Here is a 17,391-nt window from a genome sequence, read left to right as displayed (position 1 = left end):
AGTGACCCGAACCTATATCCCAGATCACAGTCAGTCAATCCCTTGACCGCACCGTGACCGAATTGAAATCATGCATGTCGATGTCTCGAACGACTGTGGCTGAACCGGTTCGCTTGCGTCGTGCGCTACAGTCTGGAAACCGAGATCGAGCCCAGAGAGGACCGCCGATGACCAGGCGAGTGACCATCGCCGACATCGCCGCAGCGGCCGGCGTGTCGAAAGGCGCGGTCTCCTACGCGCTCAACGGAAGACCCGGCGTCTCGGAGGCCACGCGGGCCAAGATCCTCGCCATCGCCGCCGAGATGGGCTTCGTCCCGAACCGGGCCGCCAGGTCCCTGTCGGTCGCGTCCGCGCAGGCGGTGGGGATCGCGCTGCGCCGCTCGGCGCGCACCATCGGCATCGAGCCGTACTTCATGGAGCTCATCAGCGGCATCGAGGCCACGCTGTCGGCCGGATCGTTCGGCCTCACCCTCCAGATCGTCGGCACCGTCGAGGAGGAGCTGGAGGTCTACCGGCGCTGGTGGGCCGAGCGGCGCGTCGACGGCGTGCTGCTGTGCGACGTGGGCACCTCGGACCGGCGGCTCGACTTCGTCGCCGACCTGGGCCTGCCCGCCGTCGCCGTGGGCGGCCCCATCGAGGGCGCGCGGATCCCGGCGGTCTGGCACGACGACGCCGAACCGTCCCAGGACATCCTCGAGTACCTGTACACGCTGGGACACCGGCGCGTGGCCCGCGTGGCCGGCATCCCCGGGCTGCTGCACACCGCGATCCGCGACAAGGCCTACGTCGACACCGCGACAGGCCTCGACTTCGAATCGCTCACCACCGTCCACAGTGACTACACGGGTGAGCAGGGCGCCCAGATCACAAGGCGGCTGCTCTCTTCTGCCAAGCGCCCCACCGCGATCATCTTCGACAACGACGTGATGGCCGTGGCCGGACTCGGCGTCGCCCACGAGCTCGGCCTGGAGATCCCCGAGCAGCTCTCGATCGTGGCCTGGGACGACTCGCCCCTGTGCCGCCTGACCCACCCCGCGCTCACCTCGCTGACGCGGGACATACCGGCGTACGGCTCCAAGTGCGCCGAAGTGCTGCTGACGCTGATCGGCGCCAACAAGGCGAGCGAGCCCGCGGGTGCCGAACCCCGAACTTTCGCGGTTCAGTGCGCGCCCGCGCAGCTGTCCCCACGCGGTTCGACGGGGCCGGCTCCAGCTTAGGGCCCCAACACGTCACGATCGACGCTCCAGCATCGGTTTCAACTCGCCCCTCAGGACGAACCCACGACACGTCTTGAACCCCATCGATATTTATGGTTCTCTATGTTGAGGTAGGGATTAACCGCTTCACCTCAGACCCGAACCTACAGATGGGATCGACATGGAACTTGACACGACCGACGCCGCCCCGGCACGGCGTCGACTGTCACACCGCCGCCGAATGCGCAAGTGGCTCATGGCGGCCGCCGCCACGCTCGCGATCGTCTTCGCGGGCGTCTGGCAGCTCGTCCCCGCCGGAGCGCAGCAGCAGGGCGGCTTCTCGATCGACGGCACGCAGCTGATCGACGCCAACGGCAACCCGTTCGTCATGCGCGGCTCCACCCACCCCGACGTCTGGTACCAAGGCGAGTTCGCGAGCTTCGGCGAGATCAGCGACCTGGGCGCCAACACCGTCCGCGTCGTCCTCGGCTCCGGCCACCGCTCCTGGGGCGCCACCAGCGCCGCCCGGCTCCAGCAGATCGTCGACGAATGCAAGGCGCAGCGACTGATCTGCGTCCTGGAGGTCCACGACACCACCGGATACGGCGAGGACGCCGCCGCGGCCACCCTCGACCAGGCCGTCGACTACTGGGAGAGCGTCTTCAGCGTCCTGGAGGGCGAAGAGGCCTACACCCTCATCAACATCGGCAACGAACCGATCGGCAACACCAACCCGCAGCAGTGGACGCAGGCGACCGTGGACGCGGTCGAGCGGATGCGCTCGATCGGCTTCGAGCACACCCTCGTCGTGGACGCGCCGTCCTGGGGCCAGGACTGGGCCTACGTGATGCGCGACAACGCACCCACTGTGGCGGCGGCCGACCCGCTCGGCAACACGCTGTTCTCGGTGCACATGTACCAGGTCTACGGCACCGCGCAGTCGGTGATCGACTACTTCGACGCCTTCGAGGCGATGGACCTGCCGCTCATCGTCGGCGAGTACGCCGACACCCACCAGGGCCAGGTCGTCGCCTGGGAGACCATCCAGTCGGAGGCGCAGGCGCGCGGCATCGGCTGGATCGGCTGGTCCTACTCGGGCAACACCGACCCGATCCTCGACCAGGTGCTCAACTTCGACCCGAACCAGATGACCACCTACGGGGAGCGGATCTTCAACTCCGCCAACGGCATCGGGAACACCGCCGAGCGTGCGAGCGTCTACGGCGACGACCCGGACCCGACCGACCCGACCACGAGCCCCTCTGAGGACCCGACCACGGGCGGTCCTGCCGAGGGCGACTGCGCGGCGGCCGTCAGCGTCGTCAGCACCTGGGGCTCGGGCTGGCAGGGCAAAGCCGTCATCACCGCCACCGGCGCGGCGGTCGACGGCTGGCGGCTCACTTGGACGTGGGCCGGCGGCACCACGATCACGAGCAGCTGGAACGCCGACCTCACGACGTCGGGAGCGAACGTGACCGCGGAGGACGTGGGCTGGAACGCCACCGTCGCCAGCGGCCAGAGCCGCGAGGTCTTCGGCTTCATCGCGTCCGGCCCGACCGGAACCCCGGCCGTGACCTGCGAAGCGATCTAGTCAGAGCATGAAAACGGGCGGCGGACCAAGTGGTCCGCCGCCCATTGCGCTGTCAGATCAGCCGTTCTTGGTGGGGAGCTGGAACTTGGCCGGCCCGCCCTTCGCCATCTGGGAACGCACGTTCCCCTTCTTGGAGGCGATCGGCTGGTGGCCGGTGGTCTTGGAGGCCTTCTTGCCGCGGGCGAGCGCACGGCGCTGCTCGCGGTTCAAGGGCTCTTCAGCGGCGGATTCTTCTTCGGCCTCTTGGGGCTCGGGAGCTTCGGCGGTCATACGCTTCCCCTTTTCGGGTAGAGAGTGAAGAGACGTGAGCGCGAAACGGAGTCAAACTCGACGTCTCGAGAACTTGGCACTCAGTCGTATTGGCGGCCCCATCGTAGAGGGCGGCCGAATCTCTTCTAAAGGATCATGCCGCCCACTCTAGCGTCTGCGCGTCCCCGGCACAACGGGCTTTGCGCGTCGCGAACCGGTGACTACCCTCATACGCATGACCCAGACCAGTCGGCGCCCCTCGCAGGCCGGCCCGCCGCACAGCCCCGCGAAGCTCGCGCGCGTCCGCACGGTCGCGCAGGACGCCATGCGCGGCGCCCGCTGGTGGACGCTCCTGGACCTCGAACGGACCCTGCGCGCCGACACCGAGTTCTGGCGCGACCTCTGGGCGCCGTCGCTCGCGATCGCCGCCCAAAAAGTGGGGCTCAAGAACGCGCGGTCGCGGCTCGACGAGGCGATCGAGGCCGGATTCCACCAGATCGACCTGTTCGAGCCCGAGCTCTCGAACGCGTTCGGCACGGACCCGGACTGGGCGCTCGTGCTGGAACGCGCCCGGACGAACGTGCCCCGGCCGGCGCTGCGGCTGACGGCCTGGCCCGAGCCGGGACCGGCCGCACCGCTGCGACTCGACCGCGCCGAGGCCCACCGCGAGCCGCAACTGCTGCCGCGCCTCCCGCGGCCCGCCGCGGGGGCCTGGGAGACCGCGAAGGCGCTGCTGGGGTGGACGGCGGGTCTGTGGCGGCACGCCAACGCCCGTATCAACGCCGGTGACGCGCTCGACGTGCTGGAGCAGGTCGCGAACGGCGCGCGCTACTCGTGCGTCGAATACTCGATCGTGCTCGCCCAGGGGCTCAATGCCTTGCGGATCCCGGCGCGGCGGGTCTGGCTGCGGCGCGGGGACTACCACGACGGGGTGGGCCAGGGCCACGCCGTCGCCGAGGCCTGGATCGACGACCTCGACCAGTGGGTGCTGCTCGACGGCCAGCACGGGGCGTACTGGGCCGACGAGCACGCGAGGCCGCTGAGCCTGCCGGAACTGCAGGCGCGCGAACGTCCCGCGCGGCCGGTGCACGTGGGGCCGCGCGCGCCTATGAGGGACCCGGGACTGTGGGCGGCGTACTTCGCGCACGCCTCGGTCACCGGGATCGCCTGGGAGCCCGCGGGTTTCGTGCCGGTGTTCCAGGACGGCCAAGTGCTCGCCACCGAGCGGCTCGTGCGCGACAGCGCCGAGGCCTATCCGCGGCTGTCGGATCTCGCGGTCGGTGTGACGGCGTTGGACGGCGTTCCGGCGGTGGAGCTGAAGCCGGTGCACCCGTTCGCGATCGGCGGCACCTGGGACGGCGAGATGATCGTGGTGCAAGGGCCGCAGGGCAAGCGTCGGTTCGCTCGGGCCCTCGACCGAGACCCGGGTGAGCACCGGGCCGACATCGCGGCGGTGACCCCGTACGGTCCGTTGGCCTCCCGTGAACTGCGCTGGACCGCGGCCTGACACCCGAGTCCGACCGCACCGGGCGTATGCGACCTGGCACGCGCCATGTTGTGCAGGCAGGCCGGGGCGCCCGAATACTCTGGATATTGACATTTGCCTATCTATTGACAGGCAAGCGCTCGCACGGTACGTTTGCTTCACTTCCCTCAAATCCATCGAGAAGCCGCACCTCGGCGGCGCACCACCCATCCGCGAACGGCGACCGACCAGGTCCGCCGTCACTGGGAGCGCTCCATTCCTGCGGTGCCGCTCCAGCCTTCCCTTGAAGGCCTTGCGGACAGACGAAGACCCCCGGCTCCCGGCTCGTCGGCGGGTCTTCGTCGCGGAGGATCGACTCCTTGGCTAACGCCGCCTCGTCGAACGCCTGCCGAGACGTAAATTAGCAGCCGCGTCGAACGCTTGCGGAGACGTAAATTAGCACCCTCGTCGAACGCTTGCGGAGACGTAAATTAGCGCAGCGCCTCGTCGAGGATGTAGCGCTCGGCGTCAAGCAGACGCAGGTCCCGCGCCGGACGGCGCAGGTGTCCCTTCTCGACGATCCGCTCGAAAGCCGGATCGCCCGCCTGGGCCATCCGCCGGATCCCCTCGATGTGGTCCACGATCCGCTTGCGGATCACCTTGATGAAGCGCTGGCGGTCGCGGTCGGAGAGCCCGTAGGCGTCGGCGAACATCCGCAGCCGCCGCGCGCGGTCGGGCTTCTTCCAGCCCAACGTGATCGAGTCCCGGTCGGTGAAGACCGGCACCCAGGTCCAGGCCGCGTACGCCACGTCGTAGATCCGCGCGCCGGGGCTCGCCAGGTCGAAGTCGATGAGCGAGAGCGTCCCGTCGGGCCGCCAGACCACGTTGTGCGGCGCGGCGTCGTGGTGGCAGATCACCTCGGTGTCCGGCGGCGGCGGCCCGAAGGACCGCCAGGTCGCGCCCGGAGGCGGCCGGAAACCGAACTGCGCGTCGTGGAACATCCGCAGCATCTTCGCCACCGCGACCATGGTCTCGTCGGTCGTCCAGTGCGGCGCCAGCGGATACTTGCCCGGCTCGCCCTCGACGAACGAGAGCACCTCCCGGGCGTGCTCGTCGATGCCCAGCACCCTCGGCGAACCCGTGAATCCGGCACCGTCGAGGTGCCGCAGCAGCGCATGGACCGCGGGAGTCCAGGGTCCCGTGTTCCGGCGGACCGTGTCCCCCAGCCGGATGACCGTGCTCGTGTTACCGCCGATCAGCGGAATCTCGTCTTGGCTCACCGGTCCCCGCTGTGCCTGCCGTCTCGATGAAAGGGGGTCGTCAGGACTCGGCGCCGTCGACAATCGCGTCGACGAACGCTTCGACCTCGAACGGGGCCAGGTCGTCCGGCCCCTCCCCGAGTCCGACCAGCTTAACCGGTACCCCCAACTGCCGCTGAACCGCGATCACGATCCCGCCCTTGGCACTGCCGTCGAGCTTCGTCAGCACGATGCCGGTGACGTCGCAGACCTCGCCGAAGACCTTCGCCTGCTGGAGTCCGTTCTGGCCGGTCGTGGCGTCGAGCACGAGCAGCGTCTCGGCCACGGGGCCCTGCTTCTCGACGACCCGCTTGACCTTCCCGAGCTCGTCCATCAGCCCGGCCTTGTTCTGGAGCCGCCCGGCGGTGTCGATCAGGACGATGTCGGCGCCCTCCTCGGCCCCGGCCTTCACGGCGTCGAAGGCCACGGACGCGGGGTCGGCGCCCTCGCCGCGGCGGATCACCTTGGCGCCCACGCGCGAACCCCAGGTCTCCAGCTGCTCGGCGGCGGCGGCGCGGAACGTGTCGGCCGCGCCCATGAGCACGGTCTTGTCTTCGGCGATGAGCACCCGGGCGACGCGGCCGCAGGTCGTGGTCTTGCCGGAGCCGTTGACGCCGACCATCATGATCACGGCCGGGCCCTCACCCGAGGGCGAGACGGTGGCGATGGAGCGGTCGAGCCCGGGCTCGAGGACGGCGGTGAGCTCGGCCTTGAGCAGGCGGCGCAGCTCTTCGGGGTCGCGGGTGCCGAGGACCTTGACGCGCTCGCGAAGGCTCTCGACCACGGCGGTCGTGTCGGCCATGCCGACGTCGGCGGTCAGGAGCGTCTCCTCGACCTCGTCCCACACGTCGTCGTCGAGCTTGTCGCTCGCCAGGAGGGCCAGCAGGCCCTTGCCGAGCGCGCTGTTCGAGCGGGCCAGGCGCGAACGCAGCCGCACGAGACGGCCCTCGACGGGCTCGGGCTTCTCGATAGTCGGTACCGCGGGTACTGCCTCGGGCTCAGCGGTCTCGGTCTCCGCCTCGACCTGCGGCTTCGGCTCGACGGTCGCGACCGGCGCCGACTTCGACCTGGACGCGCGCACCGCGAGAGCGATGCCGACGACAGCCGCAATAGCGACGACGGCTGCGACCAGCCAGATCCACAGGTTGTCCACAGGAAAGTCCTCCACGAGTTGTCGACCGACAACCACTGTACTGGGAGGCCCTCAGTCCTCTTCGCGGGAGAACTTCTGGCTGATGACCTGCGTGACACCCGCGCGCATCGTCACGCCGTACAGCGCGTCGCCGATCTCCATCGTGCGCTTCTGGTGCGTGATGATGAGCAGCTGCGAGTTCTCCTGGAGCTGGCGCAGGAGGTCGAGCAGGCGGCCGAGGTTCACATCGTCGAGCGCCGCCTCCACCTCGTCCATCAGGTAGAACGGGCTGGGGCGGGCCCGGAAGATCGCGACCAGCAGCGCCAGCGCGGTCAGGGACCGCTCGCCGCCCGAGAGCAGCGAGAGCCGTTTGACCTTCTTGCCGGGCGGGCGGGCCTCGACCTCGACACCGGAGTGGAGCATGTCGTCGGGGTCGGTGAGCAGGATGCGGCCCTCGCCGCCGGGGAAGACGGTCTGGAAGACGTTCTCGAACTCGCGGGCGGTGTCGGCGAAGGCCTCGGCGAAGACCTGCTGGATCCGGTCGTCCACTTCCTTGACGACCGTGGTGAGGTCGGCACGGGTCTTCTTGACGTCTTCGAGCTGCTCGTTGAGGAACTTGTAGCGCTCTTCCAGGGCCGCGAACTCTTCGAGCGCGAGCGGGTTGACCTTGCCGAGGAGTTTGAGTTCGCGTTCGCCGCGGGCGGCGCGCTTCTCCATGGTGGCGCGGTCGAACTCGTACGGCTCGGGTTCGCCCTTGCCCTTCTCCGCTGCGGCGTCGACCTCTTCGGCCGTGGGCGGCACGGGCTGGTCGGGACCGTATTCGGCGAGGAGCGTCTCGATGTCGACGCCGAACTCGGCGCCGGCCTTCTCTTCGAGCTGCTCGATGCGCATGCGCTGCTCGGCGCGGGCGACCTCGTCGCGGTGGGCGGCGGAGGTGATCCGTTCGAGCTCGGCGGCCGTCGCGCCGGCGCGGTTGCGCAGGTCGGCGAGGGCGGCTTCGCGGCGGGTCTGCTCGGCGGCGACGCGGTCGCGTTCGATCGCGGCGGCTTCGAGGGAGTCGGTGAGCTCGACGCCGGCGTTCGCGGCGGCCTCGGCGACGAGGGCGGCGACGGTGGCGCCGCGGGCGCGGGCGTCGCGGCGGGCCTCGGCGCGGGCGCGGGCGGCGCGTTCGGACTGGGCCTGGCGGGCGAGGGCGTCGGCGCGTCCGGCGAGCGCGGAGGCGCGCTCCTCGGCGGTGCGGACGGAGAGGCGGGTCTCCATCTCGTTCTGGCGGGCGGCTTCGAGTTCGCGGGAGAGGACGTCGCGCTCGTCGGTGGAGGGCTCCTCGATCGCGGGGAGCGATTCGAGTTCCTCAAGGCGGGCTTCGAGGTCGGAGAGTCCGGCGGTGTCGGTCTCGCGGGCGGTCTGGGCGCGGTCCTTGGCCTGCTGGAGGCGGGCGACCTCGGCTTCGGCGCTGCGGGCGGCGGCCCCGAGTTCGGCGAGGCGGCGGGCGACGACGCTCCGCGCGGCCTCGGCCTGGCGCTGGGCGTTGCGGACCTCCTCGGCGGCGGTCTCGGCTTCGGCGTGGGCCTCGCGTGCGGCCTCGAACTGCTCGCGGAGCCCGGCGGCAAGGGATTCGGCGGCGACCTTGCGGTCGCGGGCCTCGTCGACGGCGGCCTGGATCTCGATGTAGGACTGGCCTTTGGCGGAGCCGCCGTGGGCGGTGGCGGCGCCGAGCACGTCGCCGTCGCGGGTGACGGCAGTGAGCTGCGGGTGGGCGTCCACGATGGCGCGGGCGGCGTCGAGGTCGTCGGCGACGACCATGCCGGCGAGGACGGCGCGCACTGTGGAGGCGAGTTCGCCGGGGGCGGCGACGGTGTCGGCGACGGCTTTGAGGCCCGGCGGGACGTCAGCGTGGGCTTGCGCGCCGGCGATGAGGAACGAGGCCTGGCCGCCGTCTTCGTCGCGGAGTAGCTGCAGCGCACCGGCGGCGGTCGCGGGGCCGGTGACGGCGATGGCGTCGGCGAGGCGGCCGAGCGCGGCGGCGAGCACCGGCTCGAAGCCGGGTTCGACGGTGAGGAGGGCGGCGACGGAGCCGAGGACGCCGGGCACGACGTCGTCGCGGGCGAGGAGGGAGGCGGCGCCGTCCTTGCGGCGCAGTCCGACGGCGAGGGCTTCTTCGCGGGCGGCCCACTGGGAGGCTTCGCGGTCGGCCTCGCGTTCGGCGGCCTGGAGGCGGTCCACTTCGGCCTTGGCGGCGGCGACGCGGGCCTTGGCTTCGGTGACGGCCTCGTCGAACTCGGTGTTGGATTCGACCGCTTCGTTCTCGGCCTCGGCCTCGGCGTAGGCCTCGGCGGCGGTCTCGGCGCGTTCGCGGGCTTCGGCGAGGGCGACGGCGGCGCGTTCGAGCTCTTCGGCGGCTGCGGCGGTGCGGGTCTGGAGGGAGTCGACGCGGCCGCGCAGGGTGGCGAGGGCTTCGCGGCGCTCGGCGGCGGCCTTGACTGCGGTGACGATCCGCTGCTCGGCGTCGGCCAGCGCGGTCTCGGTCTCCTCGCGGGCCTCTACAGCGGAGGCGAGGCGTTCGGAGTCCTCCGCGATGGACTCGCGGAGTTCGATCTCCTGCTCGCGGATGCGTTCGGCTTCGGTCTCGAGGACTTCGGGGTCGCGTCCGGCGCGGTCGTCGCCGGTGCCCTCGGAGAGGTAGCGGCGGCGTTCGGCGGCGAGCTGCGCGGTGGAGCGGAGGCGTTCGGCGACGGCTTGGAGCCGGTACCAGGTCTCCTGGAGGCGGGCCAGGCGCGGCTTGTCGGCGGTGTGCGCGGCTTCGATCTCGTTGACTTGGAGGGAGAGGCGCTCGTGCTCGTCGGCGAGCACGTCCTTGCGTTCCTTCAGGGCCTCTTCGTCGGCGAGGTCCTTGGCGATGTTGCCGCGCAGGGAGGTGAGGTCGTCGGCGAGGAGGCGCAGGCGGGCCTCGCGCAGGTCCATCTGGATGGTCTGGGCGCGGCGGGCGAGTTCGGCCTGGCGGCCGAGGGGCTTGAGCTGGCGGCGGAGTTCGCCGGTGAGGTCGGCGAGGCGGTCGAGGTTGCCCTGCATGCCTTCGAGCTTGCGGAGGGCCTTCTCTTTGCGCTTGCGGTGCTTGAGGACGCCGGCGGCCTCTTCGATGAACGCGCGGCGGTCTTCGGGGCGGGCGTGCAGATAGGAGTCGAGCTTGCCCTGGCCGACGAGGACGTGCATCTCGCGGCCGATGCCGGCGTCGGAGAGGAGGTCCTGGACGTCGAGGAGGCGGCAGCGGTCGCCGTTGATCTCGTATTCGCCTTCGCCGGAGCGGAACATGCGGCGGGTGATCGAGACTTCGGAGTAGTCGATGGGGATGGCGCCGTCGGAGTTGTCGATGGTGAGGGTGACCTCGGCGCGGCCGAGGGCGGGGCGGCCGGTGGTGCCGGCGAAGATGACGTCCTCCATCTTGCCGCCGCGCAGGGACTTCGCGCCCTGCTCGCCGAGGACCCAGGCGATGGCGTCGACGACATTGGACTTCCCGGAGCCGTTGGGACCCACGACGCAGGTGATCCCCGGTTCGAAGCGCAGGGTCGTGGCCGAGGCGAAGGACTTGAAGCCCTTCAGTGTGAGGCTCTTCAGGTACAACGGTCGCTCCGGGCTGGTGTACGTCGGTTAGGGTGCGGGACCGTCCCAGCCTACAAGGCCGTCATGCGGAAGAGGGGCATATCAAAGGCCCCAAAGGGGGCGAACCGGGGAGGGATCGGCGGCAGTCGCAGGGCGTTCAGGGCCCACACATGGCAATGCGCGCCGGCTGTCGTGCAGCAGGCGCGCTGATGTTTCGTTGTCGCGAGTGACGAACTAGGTCAACGCGGGCTCGTGCAGCCGCATCAACTCCTCGACATGATCGTGCTCGATCTCGTCCTCCCGGGCCCGAAGCTCGGCGAGCTCGGATTCGAGGTTACGTACTCGCGCGCGTAGTTGGACCACTTCTTCGAGCAGGCGCTTGTCGGGTGCCTGGCCGATGTGGCCATAGAGGGCTTTCGCCATGGTTTCTCCTTGCGATCACGTCGTCTGGTGGCGTTGGCTACGCACCATGAATAACGTCGCATTTTCTGAGTGAATTCTTTTAGCCGCTGGGGCCGATTGCCCCTCGCCGGACCAGTGGAGCACGGCTCGTGAACACTGGCCGTCTCTAGACATCATCCGCCTGATCGACGGTCTTCGTCAAGCTTTGCACATGCTTTGCCCACTGGATTCGACGGGGGTCACACCCGTGGGGGTCCCTCACGGTCGCCGCGGCGGTTGCTGCTCCGTGCACGAGGCGCGCAAACCTGATAGGGTCCCCGCAAATCCGAATGATTTCCACGTAACCCCACGTGACGAGGCCGTACCCCCATGCGAAGACTCCAGGGCGGGCGCCACCGCGACCGCATCGAGCAACGCCGACGGATGCTCCTTCTCATCCCGGCGGTCTTCGGCCTCACGGCCGCCGCGACGTCACTGTGGGCGCTCGGATCGCCACTCGACGGACTCGCGGTATCGGACGACGCACCAACCACCAGGACGGTCGAAACCACCGGACCGGAAGAGTCGACCTCCGCCGAGGCCCTGTCGGACCTCGCGACCGGCGAGGCCGGGCTCCGCACGCAGGAGCCGGAGGAGCTTCCCACCACTGAGGAGCCCGAGGAGACCACCGAGGCGCCGGCCGAAGAGGACGGGGGCGGATCCGGCGGCGGCGAGGACGAGGCCGAATCGAGCCCTTACGCCGACGTGGAAGCCGCCGTGGCCGACCTGGTGGCCGGCGAGCGCGCCGAAGCCGGTTGCGGCTCTTTGGAACGCGACTCGCGACTCGACGCGGCGGCGCGGCTCCACGCCGAGGACATGGCCGTCAACGACTACTTCGACCACACCTCGCAGGACGGCCGCAGCCCCACCGACCGGGCCGCCGAGCAGGGCTACGAAGGCGGCGTCGGCGAGAACATCGCCGCGGGCTACCCGGACGCCGCGTCCGTGATGGAGGGCTGGATGGACTCCGAAGGCCACCGCGCCAACATCCTCAACTGCGACTACAGCGTCATCGGCATCGGCGTGGCCGATCGCGACGGCACGCTCTACTGGGTCCAGAACTTCGGGTAGTCGACACTTCGCCGATTCAAGCTTCGCCAAGACCGGGCAGGCCGCTGAAGGTCCTGCATTATCGCAGGTGAAAGGCGCTGGAACCTCTTACTGTCGTCCATCCGACTCAACGCTGGACTGGGCGATTACCAACAGTCATGCTGGTATGGCCGCCTGCTGAGGCGCGCATCTGGGGAGGCGACCAAAAAACCTGAAGGACGAGGTGCCAACCGTGCGTGTCATGCTGTACGACCCGAATCAGGTCTTCTCCGCCAGCATTCGACCCCTGCTTCACCGACGCGGTGACTTCCCCATCGAGGCCAGGAGCGCCAAGGCGCTCTTGGCGGCGGATGCGCAGATCGACTGCTGCCTGGTCGCACTCGAAGCGGTCTCCCGGAACCGGGTCCTGACCGACTGCAAGCGACCGGTCTTCCTCATCACCGACCGCGACGACGGCTCGGTCCTCCGCAAAGCCGTCTCGGTCTCCGCCGCCGGCATAGCGAACACCCACATCATGCCGGGCGAGCTGCTCCGGGCCATCGACCGCGGGCTGCTCAGCCCGCCCTATTACGACCCGCAGCTGCTGCGGGCGGCCCTCCAACCGGCGCCGCTGCTCGGTGACGACGACGCGCTCGAACTGGCGCATCACCTGACACCGCGCGAGGACGACGTGCTGCGCCGCATCGTGCGCGGCGAGCCGACGGCCCAGATGGCCACGCAGATGGGCGTCTCGGTCTCCACAGTGCGGTCGCACGTGCAGAACGTGCTCGGCAAGCTCGGCGTGAACTCGCGGCTCGCGGCCATCGCGTTCGCCATCAACTACGGGCTCGACACGGTCAGGGAGAAGCACCCGCAGCTCAGCTGAGGCACCGGAGCGGGAGCGGGCACGTCTGAGGGCTCATACTTGAGGCGTGCCAGAACTTCCCGAAGTAGAGACGGTCCGCCGCGGGGTCGACGAGGCCTTTCGCGGCGGATGCATCAGTACCGTCGAGGTCTACAACCAGCGGGCCGTACGCCGCCACGCGCCCGGCGCCGCCAGTTTCCAGACCCACCTGAAGGGCCTCCGGATCACCGGGAGCGGTCGGCGCGGCAAGTTCATGTGGCTCGAACTCGACGACGGCCGCTCGCTCGTCTGCCACCTCGGCATGAGCGGCCATTTCCTCATCGTCACGGACGGCCGCGAAGCCCACAAACACCTGCGGGTCCGGTTGCGCTTCGACGACGGACGCGAGCTGTGGTTCATCGACCAGCGCACCTTCGGATTCCTGGATCTCGCCGACATGGACGGACCCGTGCCGAAGACCTTGGCGCACATTGCCCCCGACGTGTTCGAGGACGAGTTCGACGCGGAAGCCAGCGCCGCGAAGCTCCTGCGGCGGCGCATCGAGGTCAAGAAGGCCCTGCTCGACCAGGGCTGGATCAGCGGCGTCGGGAACATCTACGCCGACGAAGCACTGTGGCGCTCGCGCCTGCGCGGCAGGAGGAGCGGGGAATCGCTCTCGAAACGCAAGGCCCTGGAGCTGCTCGGCCACGTCAAGGACGTGCTCACCGAGGCGCTCGAAGTGGGAGGGACCTCGTTCGACAAGCTGTACGTCGATACCAACGGCGAGAACGGGTACTTCGCGCGGGAGCTCGCGGTCTACGGCCGAGCGGGCCAACCCTGCAAGCGCTGCGGCACGGCGATCAAACGCGAGGTCATCGGCGACAGGTCCGCGCACTACTGCCCGAAATGCCAGCGCTGATCACGCCCATGCCCGAAATGCCGGTGTTGAGCCACGCTTTCGGGTGACACGAGCGCCGCGGGACCCCTGTCTTGTCGGACCCCCGCGAAACGATGGACGCTACCGTTCCCCTCTCGTGGTGGGTGGGGGTTTGTGGACGGCCTTCGGCGGCAACGCAAACGCGAAAGGGCGGAGCCGGGGACCCGGTTCCGCCCTTTCGCAAAGCTCTTATCGCTGTTTGACGCCCAAGCGCTCGGAGAGCACCTGCCAAGCGAGCTTGGCGGCGATCTGCTCGGCGTCCTTCTTGGAACCGCCGGAGCCCTCGCCGAACTCCTCGCCCGCCACGACCGCCCACGCCGTGAACTGCTTGGCGTGGTCGGGGCCGGACTCGGAGATCCGATACTCGGGCACGCCGAGACCGGAGTCGGCCGTCAGCTCCTGGAGACTCGTCTTCCAGTCCAGGGCCGCGCCCTGACCGGCCGCGGCCTCCATGAGCGGGTCGAAGAACAGGTGGACCACGCTCTTGGCGGTCTCGATCCCGTACTGCAGGTAGACGGCGCCGAGCAGCGACTCCACCGCATCGGCGAGGATCGAGTTCTTGCCGCGGCCACCCGAGGTCTCCTCGCCCTTGCCGAGCAGGAGATGCGGACCGATACCGCCCGCGCCCATGCGGCGCGCCACACCGGCCAGCGCCTTCATGTTCACCACCGACGCGCGCAAGCGCGCGAGCTGCCCTTCGGGCAGGTCGGGGTGCTCCTGGTAGAGCGCGGTGGTGACCACCAGGCTGAGCACGGAGTCCCCGAGGAACTCCAAGCGCTCGTTGGTGGGCAGTCCGCCGTGCTCGTAGGCGTAGGACCGGTGCGTCAGGGCGAGACGCAGCAGTTCGGGGTCGATATCTCGGACCCCGAACACCGCTTCGAAATGTTGAACTGCCTTGTCGCCCATGCGCGGGAGGACTTAGGCCTCGAGGACCTGACGGCCCCTGTACGTGCCGCAGACCTCACAGACCTGGTGGCCGCGCTTCTTGGCGTGGCACTGCGGGCACTCGACCAGCTGGATCGCCACAGCCTTCCACTGCGACCGACGGTGCCGGGTGTTGCTGCGCGACATACGACGCTTCGGAACAGCCACTTCAGAACTCCATACCTATACGCTTACGCTGTGCTATTTCGATTCGCCGTCAGAATCGGCGAGTCGAAGCTTCTCCAAGCCCGCCCAACGGGGGTCCACGACCTCGTGGCCGTGGTCGTCGGGCAGTTCATCCCAGGGGACGCCGCATTCGGCGCACAATCCCGGGCAGTCAGGTCGGCACAGCGGGGTGACTGGCATCGCCAGCACCAGCGCGTCCCGGACCGCGGGCTCCAGATCGAGCAGGTCCCCCTGGAGCCGCATGATCTCATCGGCTTCAGTGGTCGCTTCGGTGACGGAGCCTTCATAAGCGTACAGCTCCTGCACCTGGACGCTGAGAGCGTCCTGCACCGGTGCGAGGCACCTCGCACACTCGCCCTCGGCGACCGCTTCGACCTGCCCGGTTGCGAGCACGCCTTCGCTGACGCCGGTCAAGTGGACGTCGATGTCGAGGACCGCGCCCTTGGGGACCGCGTACACCGCTTCGAGGCCGTAGGCCTCGGGTGCGGGGATCTCGCGGGCGACGTGCATCGTCGTGCCCGCGCCACGCAGCTCCGCGGTGTCGAACACCAGCGGCGCGGTGGGATCCAGAGCGGTCGTCGTCATGGGTGTACTGCGGTCCTTCGATAGGGAGGTGCGCCTCGATCGAGGCCGACCGGTAATGCTACATCAGCGACGGAAGCGGCCCCAACCCAGGTAGCGGGCAGTGCGGGGACGCGGCGGCGGAGTGATTTCACCGACACCCGGCTCTCGACCGGGCCGTTTCTGTCGTACCCGGGCGCGAGGCTTGGCGGGCAGGGTCGCTTACCCGCCCTGGGCGGGTGGGTCGGCCGGGCACCCGGTCGACCGCCCGCCACCCGGCGTCAGAGCTGCGGCAGCGGCTTCTCTTCTTCGACGGACTCCTGCTGCGAGGGCGCGAAGCTGCCGATCTCCCGGAGGGTGCTCATCTTGTCGCGGCCGCGCTCCACGCCGGAGAGGGCGCGGTGCAGGAACTGCTCGAAGTTCGCGAGGGTGGTGTCGACGTACTCGTCGACCTCGTCGCGCAGGCGCTGGGCCTCGCCGCGGGCCTCCGCGATGATGCGGTTGCCCTCGTGCTCGGCGGAGACGGTGATCTCGTGGCGGGAGACGAGCCGCGCGTGCTCGGTCTCGCCTTCGGTGATGATCCGCTCGGCCTCGCGCTCGCCGGCGTCGATGATCTTGTCGCGCTCCTGGAGCATGGCCTCGGCACGGCGCAGGTCGCCGGGGAGTTCGTTCTGGAGCTCTTCGAGCATGCCGATCATCTCGGCCCGGTCCACCTTGCAGGCCCGGGACATGGGAACGGCCTTGGCCTGCTCCACGTAGGCGATGATCTCTTCGATCCGGTCGAGCGCACCCACCGATTTGCTCCCGTCGATGTCATTCATGGGGACGATTGTCCCGGATGAGGGTCTGAAACGTGGCTAATCCTGTCCCAAACGCTCGATCAGTCGCGATTGGACGATTTCAGGCGCGTAGGGCGAGATGTCGCCGCCCCATTTCGCCACGTCCTTGACCATCGAAGACGACAGGAAGGAGTAGAGAGGGTTGGTCGGGATGAAGACGGTCTCGATGCCTCGCAACCCGTAGTTCATTTGAGCCATCTGCAGTTCGTAGTCGAAGTCCGAGACCGCGCGGACGCCCTTGACGAGTACTCCGGCGCCGTGCTTCTGGCAGAAGTCGACGACGAGGCCCTGGAAGGAGGCCACTCGCACGTTGGGGATGTCCGCGGTGGTCTCGCGGAGGAGCTCCACTCGTTCCTCGACGCTGAACATCGCGTTCTTGGAAGCGTTGTGGAAGACCGCGACCCACAGCTCATCGTACAGCTGGGAGGCGCGTCCGAAGATGTCGAGATGACCGTAGGTCACCGGATCGAATGAACCGGGGCACACGGCGATGCGAGCTTCAGGTTTCACAGGGCGTGACCGTAGCAAAGTGCCGTGCCGCCGTAACGACGGACGCGGTCTTCTGCGATCTTCTCCGGCCACGGCACCGCGGCGGCCTTGTCGCCGCGTTCGACCACCACATCGGCGTCCTCAGCGAGCCAGCCCTGCCCGACCAGCGCTTCCAGCACCTCGGCGATGGCGGCGTCGGTGACGGCGTACGGCGGGTCGGCGAAGACGATGTCGAACGGCTCGGCCGGGTTGGTCTGGAGCGCCTTCTCGACAGGGGCGCAGATCACGTCCGCGCCGGTGACACCGAGATCGGCGATGTTGCGGCGCAACAGCTTCGCGGTGAGCGCATGGGACTCGACGAAGAGGGCGGCGGAGGCGCCGCGCGAGAGCGCTTCGAGACCGACCGCGCCGGACCCGGCGTAGAGGTCGGCGAAGCGCAGGCCGTCGAGGTCGCCGCCGGGGGCGAGCGAGTTGAACAGCGCTTCTCGGACGCGGTCGGAGGTGGGCCGGGTGCGGTCCCCCGGAGGCGTGGCGAGGCGGCGGCCCTTGAGGCTGCCGGCGATGATCCTAGTCATTTGCCACAACAATAATCCGGTGCGGCGCGTTCGGCAGA

At 69.2% G+C, this 17,391-nt stretch carries 17 protein-coding genes; 6 read left to right on the top strand and 11 right to left on the bottom strand.

Features of this window, described 5'->3' with window-relative positions:
* Nucleotides 1-167: 167 nt before the first annotated feature.
* Together ACFO8M_RS02350 and ACFO8M_RS02345 are read left to right on the top strand one after the other, a co-directional pair.
* Nucleotides 168-1,217, top strand: coding sequence for a LacI family DNA-binding transcriptional regulator (locus tag ACFO8M_RS02350; protein ID WP_387969948.1), 1,050 nt, complete (start codon nucleotides 168-170; stop codon nucleotides 1,215-1,217).
* A 160-nt stretch (nucleotides 1,218-1,377) separates the two neighbouring features.
* Entirely contained in the window at nucleotides 1,378-2,787 is a 1,410-nt protein-coding gene (locus tag ACFO8M_RS02345; protein ID WP_387969945.1) for a cellulase family glycosylhydrolase, read from the top strand.
* A gap of 57 nt (nucleotides 2,788-2,844) precedes the next feature.
* On the opposite strand, the gene ACFO8M_RS02340 is transcribed toward ACFO8M_RS02345, so the two are convergent.
* On the bottom strand, nucleotides 2,845-3,057 hold the full coding sequence (locus ACFO8M_RS02340; RefSeq protein ID WP_387969942.1) for a hypothetical protein: 213 nt from the start codon (nucleotides 3,055-3,057) through the stop codon (nucleotides 2,845-2,847).
* A gap of 214 nt (nucleotides 3,058-3,271) precedes the next feature.
* On the opposite strand from ACFO8M_RS02340, the gene ACFO8M_RS02335 reads away from it, so the two are divergent.
* The gene (locus ACFO8M_RS02335; protein ID WP_387969939.1) at nucleotides 3,272-4,543 is read left to right on the top strand and encodes a transglutaminase domain-containing protein; all 1,272 of its coding nucleotides are present in this window, start codon (nucleotides 3,272-3,274) and stop codon (nucleotides 4,541-4,543) included.
* Between the two features lie 449 nt (nucleotides 4,544-4,992).
* Here ACFO8M_RS02335 and ACFO8M_RS02330 read toward each other — a convergent pair whose 3' ends face one another.
* The 4 genes from ACFO8M_RS02330 to ACFO8M_RS02315 all read right to left on the bottom strand — a co-directional run bounded on the left by ACFO8M_RS02330 (nucleotide 4,993) and on the right by ACFO8M_RS02315 (nucleotide 10,951).
* Nucleotides 4,993-5,781 (bottom strand): phosphotransferase enzyme family protein, encoded by a 789-nt coding sequence (locus ACFO8M_RS02330; protein WP_387969936.1) that lies wholly within the window; start codon nucleotides 5,779-5,781, stop codon nucleotides 4,993-4,995.
* Nucleotides 5,782-5,821: 40 nt separating this feature from the next.
* Nucleotides 5,822-6,952, bottom strand: coding sequence for a signal recognition particle-docking protein FtsY (gene ftsY / locus ACFO8M_RS02325; protein WP_387969933.1), 1,131 nt, complete (start codon nucleotides 6,950-6,952; stop codon nucleotides 5,822-5,824).
* Between the two features lie 51 nt (nucleotides 6,953-7,003).
* A complete protein-coding gene (gene smc, locus ACFO8M_RS02320; RefSeq protein ID WP_387969931.1) occupies nucleotides 7,004-10,549 on the bottom strand; it encodes a chromosome segregation protein SMC in 3,546 nt (1,181 codons plus the stop codon).
* A gap of 213 nt (nucleotides 10,550-10,762) precedes the next feature.
* Nucleotides 10,763-10,951 carry a hypothetical protein gene (locus ACFO8M_RS02315; RefSeq protein ID WP_387969929.1) on the bottom strand — a complete coding sequence of 63 codons (189 nt, stop codon included), beginning with the start codon at nucleotides 10,949-10,951 and terminating at the stop codon, nucleotides 10,763-10,765.
* 348 nt (nucleotides 10,952-11,299) lie between these two features.
* Between ACFO8M_RS02315 and ACFO8M_RS02310 the strand changes: the two genes are divergently transcribed.
* The 3 genes from ACFO8M_RS02310 (at nucleotide 11,300) to mutM (ending at nucleotide 13,761) form a co-directional block, all read left to right on the top strand.
* Nucleotides 11,300-12,040 (top strand): CAP domain-containing protein, encoded by a 741-nt coding sequence (locus tag ACFO8M_RS02310; protein WP_387969926.1) that lies wholly within the window; start codon nucleotides 11,300-11,302, stop codon nucleotides 12,038-12,040.
* A gap of 220 nt (nucleotides 12,041-12,260) precedes the next feature.
* Nucleotides 12,261-12,884 (top strand): helix-turn-helix transcriptional regulator, encoded by a 624-nt coding sequence (locus ACFO8M_RS02305; RefSeq protein WP_387971165.1) that lies wholly within the window; start codon nucleotides 12,261-12,263, stop codon nucleotides 12,882-12,884.
* Nucleotides 12,885-12,930: 46 nt separating this feature from the next.
* Nucleotides 12,931-13,761, top strand: coding sequence for a bifunctional DNA-formamidopyrimidine glycosylase/DNA-(apurinic or apyrimidinic site) lyase (mutM, locus tag ACFO8M_RS02300; RefSeq protein ID WP_387969923.1), 831 nt, complete (start codon nucleotides 12,931-12,933; stop codon nucleotides 13,759-13,761).
* A 207-nt stretch (nucleotides 13,762-13,968) separates the two neighbouring features.
* Here the strand turns inward: mutM and rnc are convergent, their stop codons facing one another.
* The 6 genes from rnc to rsmD all read right to left on the bottom strand — a co-directional run bounded on the left by rnc (nucleotide 13,969) and on the right by rsmD (nucleotide 17,353).
* Complete coding sequence (gene rnc, locus ACFO8M_RS02295; RefSeq protein ID WP_387969921.1) at nucleotides 13,969-14,685, bottom strand: ribonuclease III; 717 nt, start codon at nucleotides 14,683-14,685, stop codon at nucleotides 13,969-13,971.
* 12 nt (nucleotides 14,686-14,697) lie between these two features.
* Nucleotides 14,698-14,871 carry a 50S ribosomal protein L32 gene (gene rpmF, locus ACFO8M_RS02290; protein ID WP_387969918.1) on the bottom strand — a complete coding sequence of 58 codons (174 nt, stop codon included), beginning with the start codon at nucleotides 14,869-14,871 and terminating at the stop codon, nucleotides 14,698-14,700.
* A gap of 33 nt (nucleotides 14,872-14,904) precedes the next feature.
* The gene (locus tag ACFO8M_RS02285) at nucleotides 14,905-15,474 is read right to left on the bottom strand and encodes a YceD family protein (protein ID WP_387969915.1); all 570 of its coding nucleotides are present in this window, start codon (nucleotides 15,472-15,474) and stop codon (nucleotides 14,905-14,907) included.
* A 257-nt stretch (nucleotides 15,475-15,731) separates the two neighbouring features.
* Nucleotides 15,732-16,244 (bottom strand): hypothetical protein, encoded by a 513-nt coding sequence (locus ACFO8M_RS02280; protein ID WP_387971162.1) that lies wholly within the window; start codon nucleotides 16,242-16,244, stop codon nucleotides 15,732-15,734.
* A 63-nt stretch (nucleotides 16,245-16,307) separates the two neighbouring features.
* Nucleotides 16,308-16,799: a pantetheine-phosphate adenylyltransferase gene (coaD, locus tag ACFO8M_RS02275; RefSeq protein WP_387969912.1), complete on the bottom strand. Its 492-nt coding sequence runs from the start codon at nucleotides 16,797-16,799 to the stop codon at nucleotides 16,308-16,310.
* Entirely contained in the window at nucleotides 16,796-17,353 is a 558-nt protein-coding gene (gene rsmD / locus ACFO8M_RS02270; RefSeq protein WP_387969909.1) for a 16S rRNA (guanine(966)-N(2))-methyltransferase RsmD, read from the bottom strand. The genes coaD and rsmD overlap by 4 nt, the downstream gene beginning before the upstream one ends.
* Between the last annotated feature and the right edge of the window lie 38 nt (nucleotides 17,354-17,391).

Origin of the sequence: Glycomyces rhizosphaerae (assembly GCF_042647865.1) — a bacterium.
In the GTDB taxonomy this organism is placed as follows: Bacteria; Actinomycetota; Actinomycetes; order Mycobacteriales; family Micromonosporaceae; genus Glycomyces; species Glycomyces rhizosphaerae.
This window is presented reverse-complemented; position numbering and strand designations above follow the sequence as displayed.